This window comes from Kitasatospora sp. NPDC036934 (genome assembly GCF_055608425.1).
Window position 1 is genome coordinate 39,759 of record NZ_JBVJQR010000014.1, and the last position, 16,010, is coordinate 55,768.

The window sequence follows — 16,010 nt, forward strand, 5'->3', positions numbered from 1 at the left end:
GTCCTTCCTTCCGTCACCAGCCCACCAGGGCCATCTCGATGGTCGATCCGGGGCCCATGGTCATGAATACGCCGAATTCACCGGACTTCGCGCGGCCCTCGGCCGCCAGGCGTTCGTACGAGAACAGGAAAGAGCCGCTGGACAGGTTTCCGTGGTCGCGCAGGACCCCGGTGGTGTGCCGGACGTCCCAGCGGCTCAGCCCGAGATTCACCCGGACCGAATCGATGACCTTCTTCCCGCCGGAATGGACCACCCAGTGGGAAATGTCGGAGGGACGCAGTCCGGTTCCGCGTAGGAGCCGGTCGAGCGATATCTCCGCGTGCGCGCCGACGACGTAGGGGACTTCCGGGTCGAGGTAGAAACTGAATTTCCCCTGGGCGTCGTCCCAGTCGTAGCGCATCGCGCCGGAGGCCTCCGGGACGATGCAGCTGGAGAAGCGCAGCAGCGCCGGGTGGCCGGCCGGCTCCCGATCGACCGGAACCTGACCGACCGGCCGTTCGTCGCCAGGCTGTTCGGAGGCCAGCAGGGCGACCGCGGCCGAGCCGTCGCCGAACAGGCTGTTCACCACCGAGGAGCGCATCGTCCCGTCCAGCACATAGGCGGCCGAGCACGGCTCGATGCACACCATGACGGCCAGCTCGCCGGGGTGCGCGGTGGCCCAACCAGCCACCGCCGTCAGACCGTTGAGGCCCGCGTTGCACCCCATGCCGACCACGTCCAGCCGGGAGCAGTGCCGGCTGATGCCCAGCTCCTTGATCAGCAGCGCGGAGAAGCCCGGGGTGAGGAAGCCCGTCGAGGTGACGCAGCACAGGTAGCGGAGGTCGGCGAGGGTCGCGCCGGCCTCCTTGAGGCAGGCCTCGACGGCCTGCCGGCCCATGGTGATGCCGCTGCTGACGTGCTTGGCCAGCAGCTGCCCCTGGGTCTCGACGCCCCGCGAACCGTCCGGCAGCGGCGGCGGCAGGGTGAGGCCGCGGCGCTCGATGGCGCTGTTCAGGAATATCGACCGGATCCGTGGATCGGTGATGGCGAAGATGTCCAGCAGTTCGCGCTGGGTGTACGAGGTCTCGGGTACCGCGGTCCCGATGCCCAGGATTCTCGGCGAGGTGACCCGGGCTTTCCTGGCGAAGGATTCCGGACTGGGTCGGACGCTCCTGTCGGCGAGTTTCACATCAATCTCCTCCGGGCCGAATTCCGGTATTGGATCCGGTGGTTGCCGCCGCTATGATCCCTGCCATGTCAGAGGAATCCAGGAGCAGCGATGGTTCGGTTGCCGCGCGCACCCCGGACGACCCGAGGGTGCGGTACGAGAAGGACGGCCACGTGGCCCGCGTGACCCTCGACCGGCCAGGCGTCCTGAACGCCATGGACCAGCGCATGCACGAGGAGCTGGCGACGGTCTGGGACGAGGTCGAGGCCGATGACGAGGTGTGGGTGGCGGTGCTCTCCGGCGCGGGGGAGCGCGCCTTCTCCGTCGGCCAGGACCTCAAGGAGCTGGCCGAGCGGGTCCGGTCCGGCACCGCCGGGACGGCCACCTTCGGCAGCCGGGGCAAGCCGGGCTGGCCGAGGCTGACGGAGCGCTTCGAGCTGGCCAAGCCGGTGGTCGCCAAGGTCCGCGGCTACGCGATGGGCGGCGGCTTCGAACTCGCCCTGGCCTGCGACCTGGTGATCGCCTCCGAGGACGCGACCTTCGCCCTGCCCGAGGCCAGGCTCGGCCTGATGGCGGGCGCCGGCGGCGTGTTCCGGCTGACCAGGCAGCTGCCGTGGCGCACGGCGATGGGCCACCTGCTGACCGGCCGTCCGATGGACGCCCGGCGGGCGTACGAACTCGGGCTGGTCAACGAGGTGGTGCCGGCCGCCGAGCTCGACGCCTGCGTGGACGGCTGGGTGGCCGACATCCTGCGGTGCGCGCCGCTCTCGGTGCGGGCGATCAAGGAGGCGGCCGGCAGGTCCGTCACCATGCCGCTGGAGACGGCCTTCGCCACCCGCTACCCCTGGGAGGAGCGGCGGATGGCCAGCCGGGACGCCGAGGAGGGGCCGCTCGCCTTCGTGGAGAAGCGCGACCCCCGGTGGCAGGCCCGCTGAGGCCCCGCCGCTCCGCTCGGTCCGCCCTGCCCGGCCGGCCCGTCCGCCGTCGCACGCCGTCGGGCTCATCAGCTCAGGTAGTCTTCGGGGCCGCCGTCGCGGACCGTGTCGAGGGTGAAGCAGTGGAACCCGCCGCCGAACAGCCGCCGGTGACGGTGCCGCACCGGTACGACGGTGAAGCCGTGCCGTTCCAGCTTGCGCATCAGCTCCGGGCAGGCCTCGTTGACCAGTACGGTGTCCGGGCCGGCCGAGAGCACGTTCAGGTCGATGAACGGGCTGGTGAGGATGAGGTCGTCGTCGCCGTACTGCGGGAAGTTGTTGCCCTCGGGGGCCGGCGGGACGATGAGGTCCCAGGAGCGCAGCGCCTCGGGGAGCTTCTCGGCGACCTTCTCCGAGCGGACCAGCAGGGTCCCGGGGCGCAGGGCCAGCACCATGCTGTCGATGTGGCTGTCGCTCAGCTGGTGCACCCGGTGGATGCGGAAGCGGCCCTCCAGGTGGCGCTCCAGCCAGTCGCAGGCCAGCGCGTGGTTGGCGGTGGAGATGTTGACCACGAGGTCGCGGCCGAGCCGGAGGCACTGGGCGCCGTCGAACATCATCTCGAAGCCGACGTCGTACGGGGAGGGCTGCGGGTCCGCGATCGGCTCGGTGGGCCCGCCGACGGTGCTGGTGCGGGCGTAGCTGAGGTCGAAGGAGGCGTCGGTCATCAAGGGCCGGGGCATGACGGTCCACCGGGCGCCCTGGCGGAAGTACTCGTTGAAGATCGGGGTGAGGAACTGGGTCTCGAAGTAGCGGGAGCGGATCATCGGGGGCGTCTCGATGATCTCGTCGCCCACGATCAGGGTGTTGTCCCGGACGTTCAGCGGCGGGACGACCGACGCCTCCCAGGCCAGGGTCTCGACCCGGGCCGTCGTCGGGTCGACGTCCAACGGGCGGTGGACGGTGACGTCCAGGGACTCCAGGGCCTTGACGATGCCGTCCAGGTCCTCGTTCAACTCGTCCACGTAGCGCTGCTTGATCGGCTGGCGGCTGGAGTTGGCGGCCTGCCCGTCGCGGCCGGCGGCGGACAGCCGGGGGTAGTACCACTCCGAGCGTGACGAGTTGTCCTTGGCGATGTTGTCGTGGAAGAACAGGTCGAACGAGAGCTCGCGCTCGTGCGAGGTGTAGTTCAGCGCGGAGCCGACGATCACTTCCCTGAGCGGCGACCATTCGTCGAAGGTGTTCAGCTGCATCGCAGGCTCCTCCAGTGGTGGATCCGTTGGCACATGGCTTACTCGAAGCAGTGATCGATGACCGGGCGGGTGCGCCGGCACCGGATGTGTCACGGGCGCCGACCGTGGCGGCGGGAATCCTCAACGCAGCCGCGGGGTGGCTCCGGCCCGCAGGGGCAGGGCGGTTCTGGCACCTTGGATAGTTCGACATGCAAGCACACTTGGGTCGCCGTGACCAGAGCGGGGCCTACAATCCGCCAACCTGTGCCGGGATCCGGGGGCGTGCGCAGTCATGCGCGCTCTCACCATTACTTCACCGCGCCGAGACCGTTCGTCAACCCCTGGTTGTTCAAAGGGAGTTTCTCCGCCTGTGAGCGATTCACCCAAAAGCTCGCGGAGTCTCCGCCGGAAATTCATGATCTTGGTATCATTGGCGACCCCGCCGTGAGTTGACGCTACGTCAGAACAGCAGTCGCCCCGGCCGGCAGTCCCTTGAACTCTCCTTTCGAGCACGGGGATTGACCTGGCATCGGTAGGTCGGAGAGGCTCGGGGTAGCTGGGTCGCGGCATCCGAGTGGCTGTGGATCTCGGGATTGACGGCTTGGCTGTACATGTGCAAGACTCGACTTCGAGTAATAATCCGCCATTGTGCGCGGACATGGATCGCGTAAGAAGCGACATCTCCACTCAGGACCCATTTCCGACGGATCGAATCGCCAGGGCCGCAGCCGTGCCCGGATCGGCGATCCCCGCGTCGGAACCCCTCAAGGTCGGAATTCGTCAGCTGATGGTCCAGGAAGGGAATGCTCATCCCATGAGCGACTCGCACGAGGGTGACCCGGTCTACGAGCGCTTCCGGTTCTTGGTGAATGCCCCCGCCCTCTTCAACGCGGTGGCGACGGCCGTCGAACTGGACGTCTTCCGGTTCCTCGCGGACCACCCCGGGGCAACGTTCGAGCGGATCCACGCGTTCGCCGGAATCCCCGCCCACCAGCTGCGCGTGCTGCTCCAGGCCGTCTGCGCGACCGGGCTGCTGGAGCGGACGGACGGGGCGTACGCCAACTCCCCGGTGGCCCGGGACCTCCTGGCCTCGGACGCCCCGGACAGCTGGGCCCACATCGTGGTCGGCTGGAAGGAGGTCTACTACCCGGCCTTCTCGCACATGACCGCCGCCCTGCGGGCCGGCACCAACCTCGCCCTCGCCGACCACCCCGGCGACGAGCCCACGCTCTACCAACGGCTCGCCCGGAACCCGGAGTTGGAGGCGGTGTTCCACCGCGCCATGAGCGCCTTCACGCTCCGCTCGGTGGACGCGCTGGTGGACCGCGGCGAGTTCGCCCCGGTGCGGCACCTGCTGGACGTGGGCGGCGGCGACGGCACCACCTCGGTCCGGCTCGCCCGGCGCCACCCGGACCTCCGGTCGACGGTCTTCGACATGCCCAGCGTGTCGCGGCTCGCCGAGCACGCCGTCACCCCGGAGCTGGCCGACCGGGTGGTCCTGCACCCCGGGGACATCTTCACCGAGCCGTTCCCGGCCGGCGCCGACGCCGTGCTGTTCAGCCACGTCCTGGAGATCTTCGCAGAGGACCAGATCCTCGCGCTGCTGGCCAAGGCGTACGACGCCCTGCCGTCCGGCGGCAAGGTCTTCGTCTACGGCTACAACGTCTCCGACGACGAGACCAGCGGGATCTTCTCCGCCCGGCTCGGCCTCTACTTCAACGTGCTCGCCAGCGGCCAGGGCATGGCCTACCCGGCCAAGGACTACGAGGCGTGGCTGCAGCGGGTAGGCTTCGGCGACGTCAAGACCATAGGCGGGCTCCCGTACGAGCACGGGCTCAGCATGGGCACCAAGGCCTAGTCCCTTCCGTCGCACCTGCCCTGCCGACGCGGGGGGTGCCCCCCAGATGACAAGTGTTGGACGACATGCGCCAGTTCCCCGAACCAGATCCGGGCAGGCCCGCACTCGGCTCCCCAAGTCGCTACCTCCTATGGCTGGTGGCCAACCACCGCACCTCGGTCATCCTCGCCGTCTGCTACGGAGTGGTCTGCACGCTGGCCCAGGCCTTCGTGCCCGCCGTGATCGGCCGGGGCATCGACGAGGGGCTGATCGCCCGGGACAAGGGGGCGCTGGTGCTGTGGAGCGCCGTCGTCCTCGCCCTGGGCGTCATCCAGGCCGTCACCGGAACCCTGCGCGACCGCTGCTCGGTGACCAACCGGTTCGGCGCCAGCTACCGGACGATGCAGCTGGTCACCCGTCAAGCCGCCACAATCGGAGCCGAGTTGCCGCGCCGGGTGTCCGCCGGCTCGGTGGTCAGCGTCGGCGCCACCGACATCACCCGGATCGGCATCGCCCTGGAGAGCACCGCCCGCGGCGGCGGCGCCGTGGTGTCCATCGTGGTCATCGCGGGCGTGATGCTGACGGTCTCCTGGCCGCTCGGCCTGGTCGCCCTGGTCGGCGTGCCGCTGTCGGCCTGGGCCATCGCCCGGCTGATGCGGGTGCTGCACGGCCGTCAGCAGGGCCTGCGCAAGGAGCAGGGGGCGCTCGCCGACCTCGCCGTGGACATCGTGGAGGGCCTGCGCGTGCTGCGCGGCATCGGTGGCGAGAAGGTCTTCGCCGCCCGCTACCACGAGCGCTCCCAGCGGGTGCGCGGCGAGGGCGTCCGCGTGGCCGCCGTCGAGGCCAACGTGATGGCGGGCCGGCTGCTGCTTCCGGGGCTCCTGATCACCGCCATCGTCTGGCTCGGCGCCCACTTCGTCGACAGCGGCCGGATGAGCCCGGGCGAACTCGTCGCCTTCTACGGCTACGCGGTGTTCCTCGCCGAGCAGCTGCGCCGGGCCACGACCATGGTCGACCAGTTGACCCGAGCCCTGGTCGGCGCCCGGATGGCATCCGAATTCCTTTCCCTGGAGCGCGAACTGACCTCGGGTGACCGGGATGCGGCCGACCTCCCCGAGCAGGGCGCGCTGCGCGACCCGGAGTCCGGGATCGACCTGCCCACGGGCCGGTTCGTCGCGGTGGCCTGCGCCACCGCCGGGGACGCCCAGCTGCTGACCGACCGGCTCGGCCGGTACACCGACTCCTCCGCCAGCTACGGCGGCGTCCCGCTGGCGGACCTCCCGCTGGACGAGGTGCGCCGCCGGATCCTGGTGGTGGACCACGGCGCCCGGCTGTTCTCCGGCACCCTGGGCGCCCAGCTCGACCCGGACGCCCGCGCGGCCGAGGACACGGGCCGGCTGGAGCGCGCGATCGACGACGCCTCGGCGGCCGACATCGTCGACGCGCTCCCGGACGGCCTCGGCCAGGAGATCCTCGGCAGCCGCGAGTTCTCCGGCGGCCAGCAGCAACGGCTCAACCTGGTACGGGCGTTGGTCGCCGACCCGGAGACCCTCATCCTGATCGAGCCGACCAGCGCGCTGGACGCCCACACCGAGGGCCGGGTGGCCGCCCGGCTCGGCGCCCACCGACGGGGCCGGTCGACGGTGGTGTTCACCACCAGCCCGATCGTGCTGGACCACGCCGACCACGTGGTCTACGTGGAACACGGCAAGGCCGTGGCGGAGGGCAGCCACGAGGAACTGCTCGGCAACGCCCGCTATCGATCCGTCGTGACCCGAGAGGTAGCAGTGGCGTGACCATCCTGCCCGTGGCAACACCCGAAGAGGTGCGCTCCTACGCCCGGCGCCTCATGCTCCAGTACCCCCGGCAGCTCTCCCTGGCGCTGCTGCTGCACGCCCTCGCCACGGTGGCCGGGCTGGTCGCCCCGAAGCTGCTGGGCGGCCTGGTCGAGGACGCCGGCAAGGGAGTCGACGACGTCACCCGCGTCGCCGTGACGATCTGCGTCGCCGTCGTCGCCCAGGCGGCCTTCACCCGCTTCGCCATGCTCGCCTCGCTGAAGCTCAGCGAGAAGGTGCTGGCCCGGCTGCGCGAGGAGTTCGTCGACCGGATGCTCGCCCTGCCGCTGGCCACCGTGGAGCGGGCCGGCCCCGGCGACCTGATCAGCCGCACCACCCGGGACATCGACGTCCTCGCCAACACCGTGCAACTCGCCGTCCCGGACACCCTGGTGGCGCTGGCCACGGTCGCGCTGACGCTCGGCGCGATCGCCCTGACCGCGCCCGTCCTGGTGCTGCCCTGCCTGGTCGCGGTACCGGTGCTGTGGCTCTCCACCCGGTGGTACCTGCGCCGGGCCAGGGCCGGCTACCTGCGGGCCAACGCCTCCTACGCCCGGCTCACCGGCGGCCTCAGCGAGACCGTCGACGGCGCCCGCACGGTGGAGGCCATGCGGCTGGCCGACCACCGCTCCGCCCGGGTCGACGGGGACATCGCGGAGTCCTACGCGGCCGAGCGCCGCACCCTCTACCTGCGCAGCGTCTACCTGCCGATCGCGGACACCGGGTACATCCTGCCGGTGGCCGCCACCCTGCTGGTCGGCGGGCTGCTGTACCTGGACGGGCACGTCTCGATCGCGGCCGTGACGGCGGCGACCCTCTACGTCCAGCAGATCATCGGCCCGGTCGACCGGCTGCTGTACTGGATGGACGAACTGCAGGTCGGCGGCACGGCCCTGGCCCGGATCCTCGGCGTCAGCAGCCCCGCCGAGGAGGCGGCCGGCACCGGCGGGGAGGCGGCCGAGGCCGGTGCGGAGCACGTCCCCAGCGGCAAGGACATCGTGGTCCAGGGTGTCACCCACGCCTACCGCGACGGGCAGGACGTCCTCCACTCCGTCGACCTGGTGGTCGAACCGGGGGAGCGGCTCGCGATCGTCGGCCCGTCCGGCGCCGGGAAGAGCACCCTGGGCGCGCTGCTGGCCGGCATCCACACCCCCCGGGCCGGCGCGATCACCATCGGCGGCACCGCGCTGACCGACATCCCGCTGGCCGAACTGCGCCGGGAGATCGCCCTGGTGACCCAGGAGCAGCACGTCTTCCGGGGCACCCTGCGGGACAACCTGCTGATCGCCCGGACGGACGCCTCCGACCAGGAGCTGGAGAAGGCCCTCGACTCGGTGGACGCCTGGGACTGGGCGTCCGAACTCGGCCTGGACGCCGAGGTGGGCTCCGGGGCGATCGCGCTCACCTCGGTCCAGTCCCAGCAACTGGCGCTGGCCAGGCTGGTGTTGACCGACCCGTACGCGGTGATCCTGGACGAGGCCACCTCGCTCTTCGACCCGCGCGCCGCCCGGCAGCTGGAGCGCGCCCTGGCCGCCGTCCTGGCCGGACGCACCGTCATCGCCATCGCCCACCGGCTGCACACCGCGCACGACGCCGACCGCGTCGTGGTCATGGAGGACGGCCGGATCAGTGAGACCGGCAGCCACGACGAACTGGTCCGCCAGGGCGGCCCTTACGCCCGGCTGTGGCACTCCTGGCACGGAGACCCGGCCGACGTACTGCCCTCCGGCTGACCGGCGGGCGCTCCCCGGCGGGACCAGGCATGACGGATCGGACCGGTAATCCACCACCAAGCTGAAGCCCGGAAGGAGCAGTCATGGAGGGCACCGAGCCGACCGGCGCCGGTCGCCGGCCCGATCTCGACGGGGAGGCGACGGCGGGAGCGGCGCCGCTCGACCTGGCCACCGACCGGCCCCGGCTCACCGCCGGACCGTACCGGGGCGAGACCGAGAGCGTGCCGCTCCCCGCCGGGACGACCGCCCTGCTCGTCGAACTGGGCCGCAGCACCGGCGTCCCGGCGGCGATCACCCTGCTCACGGTGTGGGCGGCCGTGCTGCACCGGCACACCGGGCAGACGGACCTGCTGCTCGGCCTGGACGCCGGCTCCTTCGCCGAGGCCGTACCGGCTTCTGCACCGACGGCCCCACCGGCTGCCGGCCCGACGGCCGGGCAGGCCGCCGCACCGACGACCGGGTCGGCCGGCGGGCCCGGGATCCGCCCGCTGCGCCTGGAGCTGCGGCCCGACGCCCCCTTCGCCGAGGAGCTGCTCCGCTGCCGGGCCGCCGCGGCCGAGGCCCTGGGCAGCCCGCCGCCGGTCACCGCCCCCGAGCTGCGCGCCGTGGCCGGCCGCCCCGCCGAGCCGGAGCTGCGGGCGGTGGCGCCCGACCTCGCCCTCGAACTGGCGGACGACGGCGGCGCGCTCGCCCTGCACTACAACGCGAGCCTGATCTCCCGCGCCACCGCCGGCTGGATCCTCGGCCACTGCCTGACCCTGCTCTCCGAGGCCGTGGCCAAGCCCGGCCAGCCGCTGCGGGACCTCCGGGTGCAGGACGGCCCGGTCCCCCTCCCCGAGTGGCGGCTGCCCGTCCCCGCGGGCCACCGCGCCCCCGCGCCCGCCGAGCGGGGCGAGGACCTGGTCGACCGCTTCCGCCGCACCGCGCGGGCCCACGGCGAGCGGCCCGCGCTGACCGGCCCGTCCGGCACGCTCAGCTACGCCGCACTGGACCGGATCACCAGCGCGACGGCCCGCCGGCTGCGCCGCGCCGGCGGCCCGGGCAAGCGGGTCGCCCTGCTCTGCGCCCATGACCTCGGCTCGGTGGTCGGCGTCTGGTCGGTGCTCAAGTCCGGTGCCGCGTACGTCCCGCTGGACCCGCGCCAGCCGGACGCCCGGCTCACCCGCCTCCTGCTGGACGCCGAGGTCGGCGCGGTCGTCTGCGACCCCGAACTCGCCGACCGCGCCGCGGCGGTGTTCCGCGGCCGGCACGTCCTCCCGCTGAACCTGACCGATCCGGGGAACCGGGCCGACCCGGGGGAGCCTCCCGACCCGGGGGAGCCGGGCGATCCCGGACGGGCCGTCGACCCCGGCGCACCCGCCTACCTGCTGCACACCTCGGGCTCCACGGGCAAGCCGAAGGCGGTCACCCAGACCCGGCACAACGTCCTCACCCACGGGCTCTGCTACGCCGACCGGCTCCGGCTCGGCCCGGGCGACCAGGTGCCCCTGCTGGCCCGCTACACCTTCGACGCCGCCGTCATGGACCTCTACGGCGCCCTGCTCACCGGCGCCACCCTGCACGTGCTGGACCCGCTGCTGCCGGCCCCCGAACTGCGCGGCCGGCTGGCCGCGGCCGGGGCGAGCATCGTGCACTGCACCCCGACGCTGTTCCGGCATCTCACCGGGGACCTCCCCGCCGACGCCGTCCGGCCCGAGCCGACGCTCGCGGCCGTCCGTGCGGTGGTGCTCGGCGGCGAGGAGGCCACCCAGCACGACCTGCGCAGGTTCCTCGGCGCCTTCCCGGAGGGCAGCGCGCTGGTGAACGGGCTGGGCCCGACCGAGTGCACCCTGGTCACCCAGCACCTGGCCGGCCGGGCCGACCTCGGCAGCGGCGCGCTGCCGGTGGGCCACCCCGTCGACGGCGTCCGGATCCGGCTCGTCGACCAGGACGGCCACCCCACCGAGCTCTGCGGCGAACTGGAGATCCACAGCGAGCGGGTCGCCGAGGGGTACTGGCGGCAACCCGACGTCACCGCAACGGCGTTCGGCACCGGGCCGGACGGAACGCCGTTCTACCGCACCGGCGACCTGGTGCGCCGCCGGGCCGACGGAGCCCTGGTCTTCCGCGGCCGCAAGGACCGACAGATCAAGATCCGCGGCCACCGGATCGAACCCGGGGAGATCGAGGCGGTGCTGCGCGGCCACCCCACCGTCGCCGAGGCCGTGCTCACCGTGGACACCCGGCAGCCGGTGGCCCGGCTGGTCGGGTACGTCACCCCCGCGACGGCCTTCCCGCCCGACCCCGAGGAACTCCGGCGCTACCTGGCCCGCACCCTGCCCGAGTACGCGGTGCCCTGGCGCCTGCTCGCCCTGGAGCGGATGCCGCTCGGCCCGACCGGCAAGCTGGACCGCTCCGCGCTGCCCGCCCCCGAGGAGGTCGCGGCCGGCCCCGGCGAGGCACCGCGGACCGCGACCGAGATCGCGGTGGCCGCCGTCTGGTGCCGGGTCCTCGGTGTCCCCTCGGCCGACCTGCACGGCAACTTCATGGCCAGCGGCGGGGATTCGATCCGGCTGCTGGAACTGCTGTCCGCGCTCCAGGACGGGTTCGGCGTCGAACTCGACCTCGTGGAGGTCCTCGCCGCCCCGACCGTCGCCACCATGGCGACCCTGATCGAACGGGAGAACTGATGCTGATCCTGCCCAGCGAGCGGGCCGCCCGCGCGGCCCGCGGCACCGGCGACGGGACCCGGATCCTGATCGCCAACGACTTCAGCGAGGACGTCCGGACCGACCGCGGCTGGACCGGCTGGTGGGTGCAGCGGATCGCCTGGTTCGCCGAGGAGGGCGACGTCCTGGTGCTGCCGGTGCGCCCGGAGGAGGCCTTCCTCGACTACGTGACCTCGCACACCGGGGTGCGGCGGCAGAGCCTGACGGTCGTCGTCCCGCCCGCCCACGCCGGCAGCGAGGGCACCCTCTCCCCGGCCCGGCTGGCCGACCCGGAGTTCGTCGAGGCGCTGGAGGAGGCCGTCGGCGACCGTACGGTCGCCCATCTGTCCGCGCTCTGGCCGGACGCGGCGGTGGCCCGGCTGGCCCGCACCCTCGGCGTCCAGGACGCGATGCCCGGCTACGGCTTCGTCGACCAGGCCGGCGGCGTGCTGGCCAACAGCAAGTCCGCGTTCCGCACCATCGCCGGCGGCGCCGGGGTGCCGCTGCCCGAGGGCGCCGTCTGCACCAGCCCGGAAGCCGCCGAGGAGGCCATCCTCGAACTCCTCGGCGGCGGACCGGTGGTGGTCAAGCACGACTACCTCTCCGGCGGGCGCGGCAACGAGATCCTGACCACCGGCGAGCGGTTCCGCCCGATCGGCGCCCGCCGGGTGATCACCGTGGACGGCCGCGCCGAGGTGCGGTCCTACCTGCGCGAGCGGTGGGAGTGGCTGACCGCGGCCGGCCGGGGGCGTCCGGTGGCGGAGCGCTACGTCCGCGACAGCTCCGCCTTCTTCACCGAGTTCCTGCTCACCGAGGACGGGGTGGAGCTGACCGGGGACGGCGAACTGCTTTCCGCCCCCTACGCGGTGGGCCAGATCATGCCCTCCCAGGGCCTGGAGCCGGACGTGCTGGAGCGGATCATCGAGGGCGGCCGCCGGCTCGCCGAGGCGCTGCACGCGATCGGCTACCGCGGCATCCTCGGCCCGGACGCGATCGTCACGCCCGAGCGCGAGGTGCTCTTCACCGAGTACAACGGCCGGGTCACCGGATCCACCCACATCTACGGGCGGATCGGCCGGTACGGGGTCGGCGAGGGCTTCGGCAAGGACCGGGTCATCCTCGAACGGGTCTGGCCGGAGGGCTGGTCCACCCCGTCGTTCCCGGCCGCCCACGCCGCCATCCGACAGGCCGGCCTCGGCTACGACCCGGCCACCCGCACCGGAGTGGTGCTGACCAACGCCTTCGACGGCAACAACGGCGTCATGTACTGCGTGGTGGCCGAGGACCTCGGCTCCGCCTGGGCCCGCGACCGCGCGCTGAAGCCGCTGTTCGCGGCCGACGGGCCGACGGGCTGAGCCGTGGCAGCCGCCCGGGGAAGGACCCGCACCGCGCCCGCCGCCGGACTCCGCGGACCACAGCCGGCGTCCGGCGAGCTGTTCCGGTCCGCCTTCCGCCGGCACGCGGCCGGGGTCGCCGTGATCACGGCGTGCGGGGAGCGGCCGGTCGGACTGACCGCCACCTCGCTCACCTCGGTCGCCGCCGACCCCCCGATGGTCTCCTTCGGCATCAGCACCGGCTCCTCCGGCTGGCCGGTGTTCGCCGACGCCGAGCACGTCGGCGTGCACATCCTCGGGGAGCACCAGCAGGAGCTGGCCGCCACCTTCGCGCGTAGCGGGATCGACCGCTTCGCCGCGCCGACCCGCTGGGCGCCCGGCCCCCGGGGGATACCGATCCTGGACGACGTGCCCGCCTGGCTGGTCTGCCGGGTGGTGGCGAGGGTGCCCGCCGGGGACCACCGGGTGCTGCTGGCCGAGGTGATCGCGGGGGACGCCGGCGGGCCCGGTCGTCCACTGCTCTACCACCGGGGGCGGTTCAACGTCCTGAAACACTGACCGACTTCCCGGGGCACCGGGAATGACTGACCGGCGCGCCCGCCGGAATGCCGGTGGGTTCGTTCGCACCTTGACGCAATAGGCCGTGCGTGAAAGAGTTGACGGGTCATCGGATCGATATCAGCTCGTGTGCCGCCCGTGACGTTCGCCGACACCCACCGAGTTCGTGCGCGAATGCGGATCCGGGCCCGCCGGATCCCGTACTTTCCGTTTTCCACGAATGTCCTGTGAATTCGCCGGGACTCCCACCGGGAGGAATGTGACATGGATCTGAACAGCCAGCTGGCGGCGATCTGGACCGAACTGCTCAAGTGCGACGAGGTCACCGCCGGGACGGACTTCTTCGAGTGCGGCGGAACCTCGATCGTGGCCGTCTACCTGGCCGCCGACATCCAGGAGAAGCTCCAGGTCACGGTGGACGCGATCGAGATCGTCTCGCACCGGAAGTTCGGCGACCTGGTGGCCCTGGTCGCCGAGCGGCACGCCGCAGCCCCGGCCTGAGCGCGGGCCTGAGTGCCGCCCCGGCCTGAGCGCGGTCCTCGGGATCCTGCTGTTCGGCATCGGCTCCCTGTTGGCCGCGGACCTCGGAAAGGTCGTCACCCGGAATGACGAACGGACGCCGCGGGACCGGGCCAGGATTCCCGGCCGCTGCGCTGGGCGTGGGCCCCGGTCGTCGCGTCCCGGAATCCAGCGGTGATTGTGGCCGGCGGTGGCCGTCGGCGGATTCGCCCTGGCCTGGTTCGTCGCCCGTGGAATCCACTGAACACCGGCCGGTGGCCGTCCGGCATTGCGGGACCTTTCCGGGTCCGCGTTTCCGGGTCCGCGTTTCCGTGCGCGCGTTTTCGTGCGGGCGTCTCCGGTTCCGCGTCCCCGAGCCCCAGCAGGGGGCGGACGTGCCGGGGGAGGCCCGGGCGGCGGAGTTCACCGGCCGGCCGGATGACGCGTTGCGGGCGCTCGCCGCGACGGCCGGGACCGTTGCCCGATCGGCCACCCGCCGCCGGAGCGCCCGTACGACGATCGGACGACCCGGCGCGCAGGTGCTCTGAGTGACGGTTAGCGTCGGCCGCAACGCGTCCCCAACTCTTGGAGCCCCTCGTGCAGCGGTGGATCGTCCTGACAGCACTGACCTCGGCCCTCACCGGCCTCGCTGCTCCCGCCCTGGCCGCCGACCCGGCCCCGGCGCAGGCCCCGGCCCGGCGTGCGGTGCGGGATTCGCCCGGTACGGCGGTCACCCTCGGTGAGGCCCGGATCGACCCGAAGGTGCCCGGCCGGGTCCGGGTGGACGTGGGCTACCTCTGCTCGGTCGCCGACGAGGCCCGGTCGCTCACCGTCTCGGTCGAGCAGACGGACCCGGAGGACGCCGCTTCGAAGGCGTTCGGTTCCAGCCGCACCGCCGAGGCCGACATCGTCTGCGACGGCAACCAGCAGCAGCGCCAGCTGATCGTCCAGTCCAAGACCTCCAACTGGATCCCGGACGTCGATGCCGTCGTGATCGCCACCGTCTCCAACATCGGTGCGTCGCCGTCCGCCTCGGCCGACAGCCGCCGGGTGACGCTCGCCGCCGGCTGAGCCGCCCGGCCGGCCGCCCCCCGGGACCCCCGACCGCCCGTCACCGTCGCCCTCATCGTGGCCCGGCCCTCCGGCCGGGCCTCGGTGCTGTCCGGGGTGTCGGCGGTTCGCCGAGGCAGCCGTTCCGCTTCACGATTCCACAGGTGAAGGGGCCGGTCCGGCTCTGGCCCCCTGTTCTACAGTGCTGTAGAACTAAGGCTCGGAGTGAACAGCGAACGGGGGCACGGCATGGACAGGCCGCTTCGACTGCCGCAGCAGGATCGGGCCGACTTCGAGACGGAGTTGGGCAGGGCACTGGCCGCGCCGCAGGTGCGGGCGGCGCTGCGGGACAGCGGGGACGAGGCGCGCGGGGTGGAGCGGCTGCGGCGGACGGCGCGGGAGAACGCCGAGTACGTGCTGGCCGCCGCGGCGCCGGAGTACGAGCGCTACGCGACACTGCGGGCGGACGCCGACGCGGTGGCGCGGCTGCCGGTGGACGCGCCGGCGCGGGAGCGGGCGTCCGGCTGGTGGGGCGTGCTGGGGGTGATCGTGCCGGTCATCGCGGTCACCGCGGCCGTGGCCTTCCTGGTGCTCGGCCATCTGCTGGGCTTGGCCGAGGACTTGGCGGTGCTGGGGCACGCGCTGGTGGGGGCCGGCTGGGTGGCCGCCGGGGTGGCGGCGGTCTGTCTGCTGGTCGGCGGGCTGGGGCTGTTGGGATCGGCGGCGCGGGGGCGGGGCCCGGAGTCCGGGGCGGCGGAGGGGCCGGGCGAGCTGGTGCAGGCGCGGGACGCCTGGCGGTCGGCCCTGGCGGAGCGCGGGCTGGTGCCGTTCCTGGTGGCGCAGGCGAGCGCGGGGCGGCGGGTCTGACGGTCCGCCGCCCGAGCGGCCAGACGGTTCACCGCCCGGGTGGGCAGCGGGTCAAGACGGAGTGTGGTCGGGTAAGGGGCGGTTAAAATCGGTGCCCGGCCGGGGAGTCGGCACGCGGCAGGTTCGCGGGCGATCGGGCCGGGCGGGGCGGGCGTGGTGACCCGCCGAGGGGTGTGCGAGTGGTCGGGTGGCGCTGCCGGGCGTCGCGCGGAGGGCCTTGTGCGCGCCCATCAGTGAAATATCATATGGCGCATTGCACAGTGGTCGGCCCGGAGTGAGACCCCGTTCCCCGTCCTCCCGGACCGCATGTGTGCCCCACCC

General features: G+C 72.8%; 12 protein-coding genes. 10 read left to right on the forward strand and 2 right to left on the reverse strand.

Annotated features, from left to right (window positions below; all coding sequences use genetic code 11):
* Positions 1-13: 13 nt before the first annotated feature.
* On the reverse strand, positions 14-1,093 hold the full coding sequence (gene dpgA, locus ACZ7BZ_RS22215; protein ID WP_470359970.1) for a 3,5-dihydroxyphenylacetyl-CoA synthase DpgA: 1,080 nt from the start codon (positions 1,091-1,093) through the stop codon (positions 14-16).
* Positions 1,094-1,233: 140 nt separating this feature from the next.
* Here dpgA and dpgD point away from each other — a divergent pair, with 140 nt between their 5' ends.
* Complete coding sequence (gene dpgD / locus ACZ7BZ_RS22220) at positions 1,234-2,082, forward strand: enoyl-CoA-hydratase DpgD (protein WP_470359792.1); 849 nt, start codon at positions 1,234-1,236, stop codon at positions 2,080-2,082.
* Between the two features lie 68 nt (positions 2,083-2,150).
* Here the strand turns inward: dpgD and ACZ7BZ_RS22225 are convergent, their stop codons facing one another.
* A complete protein-coding gene (locus tag ACZ7BZ_RS22225) occupies positions 2,151-3,311 on the reverse strand; it encodes a glycine amidinotransferase (protein WP_380455673.1) in 1,161 nt (386 codons plus the stop codon).
* A gap of 793 nt (positions 3,312-4,104) precedes the next feature.
* Here ACZ7BZ_RS22225 and ACZ7BZ_RS22230 point away from each other — a divergent pair.
* The 9 genes from ACZ7BZ_RS22230 to ACZ7BZ_RS22270 all read left to right on the forward strand — a co-directional run bounded on the left by ACZ7BZ_RS22230 (position 4,105) and on the right by ACZ7BZ_RS22270 (position 15,689).
* Positions 4,105-5,148, forward strand: coding sequence for a methyltransferase (locus ACZ7BZ_RS22230; RefSeq protein ID WP_470359793.1), 1,044 nt, complete (start codon positions 4,105-4,107; stop codon positions 5,146-5,148).
* Between the two features lie 137 nt (positions 5,149-5,285).
* On the forward strand, positions 5,286-6,923 hold the full coding sequence (locus ACZ7BZ_RS22235) for an ABC transporter ATP-binding protein (protein ID WP_470359794.1): 1,638 nt from the start codon (positions 5,286-5,288) through the stop codon (positions 6,921-6,923).
* A 53-nt stretch (positions 6,924-6,976) separates the two neighbouring features.
* A complete protein-coding gene (locus ACZ7BZ_RS22240; protein WP_470359971.1) occupies positions 6,977-8,695 on the forward strand; it encodes an ABC transporter ATP-binding protein in 1,719 nt (572 codons plus the stop codon).
* A gap of 83 nt (positions 8,696-8,778) precedes the next feature.
* The gene (locus ACZ7BZ_RS22245; RefSeq protein ID WP_470359795.1) at positions 8,779-11,364 is read left to right on the forward strand and encodes an amino acid adenylation domain-containing protein; all 2,586 of its coding nucleotides are present in this window, start codon (positions 8,779-8,781) and stop codon (positions 11,362-11,364) included.
* Positions 11,364-12,737, forward strand: a complete 1,374-nt coding sequence (locus tag ACZ7BZ_RS22250; protein WP_470359796.1) for a preATP grasp domain-containing protein — start codon at positions 11,364-11,366, stop codon at positions 12,735-12,737. Before ACZ7BZ_RS22245 ends, ACZ7BZ_RS22250 begins: the two co-directional genes overlap by 1 nt.
* Positions 12,738-12,740: 3 nt before the next feature.
* Complete coding sequence (locus tag ACZ7BZ_RS22255; RefSeq protein WP_470359797.1) at positions 12,741-13,274, forward strand: flavin reductase family protein; 534 nt, start codon at positions 12,741-12,743, stop codon at positions 13,272-13,274.
* A gap of 264 nt (positions 13,275-13,538) precedes the next feature.
* Positions 13,539-13,775 carry a phosphopantetheine-binding protein gene (locus ACZ7BZ_RS22260; RefSeq protein WP_470359798.1) on the forward strand — a complete coding sequence of 79 codons (237 nt, stop codon included), beginning with the start codon at positions 13,539-13,541 and terminating at the stop codon, positions 13,773-13,775.
* A 594-nt stretch (positions 13,776-14,369) separates the two neighbouring features.
* Positions 14,370-14,843, forward strand: coding sequence for a hypothetical protein (locus ACZ7BZ_RS22265; RefSeq protein ID WP_470359799.1), 474 nt, complete (start codon positions 14,370-14,372; stop codon positions 14,841-14,843).
* Between the two features lie 228 nt (positions 14,844-15,071).
* Positions 15,072-15,689 carry a hypothetical protein gene (locus tag ACZ7BZ_RS22270; protein ID WP_470359800.1) on the forward strand — a complete coding sequence of 206 codons (618 nt, stop codon included), beginning with the start codon at positions 15,072-15,074 and terminating at the stop codon, positions 15,687-15,689.
* Positions 15,690-16,010: the final 321 nt, after the last annotated feature.